The sequence below is a fragment of the Flavobacterium sp. GNP001 genome, from assembly GCF_054343775.1.
The window spans coordinates 1-2,864 of sequence record NZ_JBTGUX010000003.1 but is presented as its reverse complement, the minus strand read 5'-3'; the positions used below and the strand labels follow the sequence as shown (position 1 = coordinate 2,864).

General features: G+C 47.3%; 2 protein-coding genes. Both read right to left on the bottom strand.

The genetic code is table 11. From position 1 onward, the window contains the following. Positions 1 to 59: 59 nt before the first annotated feature. Positions 60 to 1,295: a hypothetical protein gene (locus tag ACXX8U_RS14085; protein WP_458566423.1), complete on the bottom strand. Its 1,236-nt coding sequence runs from the start codon at positions 1,293 to 1,295 to the stop codon at positions 60 to 62. Beyond that, the coding region (locus ACXX8U_RS14080; RefSeq protein WP_458566422.1) for a beta strand repeat-containing protein at positions 1,229 to 2,864 on the bottom strand (1,636 nt) is incomplete at its 5' end. The genes ACXX8U_RS14080 and ACXX8U_RS14085, both read right to left, overlap by 67 nt.

Sequence of the window (2,864 nt, the reverse complement as noted above, 5' to 3'; positions counted from 1 at the left end):
TTAGCGTAGCTGTAGCACAATTCGATGGGCTTACATTAACTCCTGTGGTCGTATCGGACTCACAGATGGTATAGGTAACCGTGTAAGGTCCCGTTGGGGTATTCGCTGCAATGGTTACATTCCCGTCTGCATCTACTAAAATTGGCTCCCGTAGTGATTGGCGTAACATTCGTGTTTGTCGTCGTTACTGCAACTCCGTTTAAGCTGTCGTTTCCTATCACACTTCCTGCTGCTACTGGTGTAGTGCCTGAAGCCAATGGTGCTGCTGGTGTGCCTAAAGTATCGTCATTTGCAATGATTTGACCCACTACGTTTACTGTTAGCGTAGCTGTAGCACAATTCGATGGGCTTACATTAACTCCTGTGGTCGTATCGGACTCACAGATGGTATAGGTAACCGTGTAAGGTCCCGTTGGGGTGTTCGCCGCAATGGTTACGTTCCCGTCTGCATCTACTAAAATTGCTCCCGTAGTGATTGGCGTAACATTCGTGTTTGTCGTCGTTACTGCAACTCCATTTAAGCTGTCGTTTCCTATCACACTTCCTGCTGCTACTGGTGTAGTGCCTGAAGCCAATGGTGCTGCTGGTGTGCCTAAAGTATCGTCATTTGCAATGATTTGACCCACTACGTTTACTGTTAGCGTAGCTGTAGCACAATTCGATGGGCTTACATTAACTCCTGTGGTCGTATCGGACTCACAGATGGTATAGGTAACCGTGTAAGGTCCCGTTGGGGTATTCGCTGCAATGGTTACATTCCCGTCTGCATCTACTAAAATTGGTCCTGTAGTGATTGGCGTAACATTCGTGTTTGTCGTCGTTACTGCAACTCCATTTAAGCTGTCGTTTCCTATCACACTTCCTGCTGCTACTGGTGTAGTGCCTGAAGCCAATGGTGCTGCTGGTGTGCCTAAAGTATCGTTTCCTGCAATGATTTTACCCACTACGTTTACTGTTAGCGTAGCTGTAGCACAATTCGATGGGCTTACATTAACTCCTGTGGTCGTATCGGACTCACAGATGGTATACGTAACCGTGTAAGGTCCCGTTGGGGTGTTCGCCGCAATGGTTACGTTCCCGTCTGCATCTACTAAAATTGCTCCCGTAGTGATTGGCGTAACATTCGTGTTTGTCGTCGTTACTGCAACTCCGTTTAAGCTGTCGTTTCCTATCACGCTTCCTGCTGCTACTGGTGTAGTGCCTGAAGCCAATGGTGCTGCTGGTGTGCCTAAAGTATCGTCATTCCTGCAATGATTTGACCCACTACGTTTACTGTTAGCGTAGCTGTAGCACAATTCGATGGGCTTACATTAACTCCTGTGGTCGTATCGGACTCACAGATGGTATACGTAACCGTGTAAGGTCCCGTTGGGGTGTTCGCCGCAATGGTTACGTTCCCGTCTGCATCTACTAAAATTGCTCCCGTAGTGATTGGCGTAACATTCGTGTTTGTCGTCGTTACTGCAACTCCGTTTAAGCTGTCGTTTCCTATCACACTTCCTGCTGCTACTGGTGTAGTGCCTGAAGCCAATGGTGCTGCTGGTGTGCCTAAAGTATCGTCATTTGCAATGATTTGACCCACTACGTTTACTGTTAGCGTAGCTGTAGCACAATTCGATGGGCTTACATTAACTCCTGTGGTCGTATCGGACTCACAGATGGTATAGGTAACCGTGTAAGGTCCCGTTGGGGTATTCGCTGCAATGGTTACATTCCCGTCTGCATCTACTAAAATTGGTCCTGTAGTGATTGGCGTAACATTCGTGTTTGTCGTCGTTACTGCAACTCCGTTTAAGCTGTCGTTTCCTATCACACTTCCTGCTGCTACTGGTGTAGTGCCTGAAGCCAATGGTGCTGCTGGTGTGCCTAAAGTATCGTCATTTGCAATGATTTGACCCACTACGTTTACTGTTAGCGTAGCTGTAGCACAATTCGATGGATTTACATTAACTCCTGTGGTCGTATCGGACTCACAGATGGTATACGTAACCGTGTAAGGTCCCGTTGGGGTATTCGCTGCAATGGTTACATTCCCGTCTGCATCTACTAAAATTGGTCCTGTAGTGATTGGCGTAACATTCGTGTTTGTCGTCGTTACTGCAACTCCGTTTAAGGTGTCGTTTCCTATCACACTTCCTGCGGCTACAGGTGTAGTGCCTGAAGCTAATGGTGCTGCTGGTGCGCCTAAAGTATCGTTTCCTGCAATGATTTTACCCACTACGTTTACTGTTAGCGTAGCTGTAGCACAATTCGATGGGCTTACATTAACTCCTGTGGTCGTATCGGACTCACAGATGGTATAGGTAACCGTGTAAGGTCCCGTTGGGGTATTCGCTGCAATGGTTACATTCCCGTCTGCATCTACTAAAATTGGTCCTGTAGTGATTGGCGTAACATTCGTGTTTGTCGTCGTTACTGCAACTCCGTTTAAGCTGTCGTTTCCTATCACGCTTCCTGCTGCTACTGGTGTAGTGCCTGAAGCCAATGGTGCTGCTGGTGTTCCTAAAGTATCGTTTCCTGCAATGATTTTACCCACTACGTTTACTGTTAGCGTAGCTGTAGCACAATTCGATGGGCTTACATTAACTCCTGTGGTCGTATCGGACTCACAGATGGTATAGGTAACCGTGTAAGGTCCCGTTGGGGTGTTAGCCGCAATGGTTACGTTTCCGTCTGCATCTACTAAAATTGCTCCCGTAGTGATTGGCGTAACATTTGTGTTTGTCGTCGTTACTGCAACTCCGTTTAAGCTGTCGTTTCCTATCACACTTCCTGCTGCTACTGGTGTAGTGCCTGAAGCCAATGGTGCTGCTGGTGTGCCTAAAGTATCGTCATTTGCAATGATTTGACCCACTACGTTTACT